The following is a 233-nucleotide window of genomic DNA, read 5'->3' as shown; positions in this document are numbered from 1 at the left end:
AAGTTTTATCAAGAGCATGGTATCCAAGAATATTACTTGTATAATCCCAAAAAGAATCGGCTACAAGGATGGTTGAGAAAGGGAAAGAAGTTAGAAGAAATCGCCCAGATGGAGAATTGGAAAAGTCCACTTTTGGGGATAAAATTTACCACAAGCGAGAAGGATTTAGTTTTATTTCACCCTGATGGAGAGCGTTTTGTTGATTTTGTTGAGGTTGTTGAACAGCGCGATCG

1 pseudogene is annotated in these 233 nt (G+C 38.6%); it reads left to right on the top strand.

Going from position 1 to position 233, the window contains the following annotated elements:
* A pseudogene (locus JUI58_RS18920) lies at positions 1–233 on the top strand (Uma2 family endonuclease); the annotation flags it as partial.

The sequence above is a fragment of the Spirulina sp. CCY15215 genome (assembly GCF_016888125.1).
Classification (GTDB): domain Bacteria; phylum Cyanobacteriota; class Cyanobacteriia; order Cyanobacteriales; family Spirulinaceae; genus CCY15215.
This window is presented reverse-complemented; position numbering and strand designations above follow the sequence as displayed.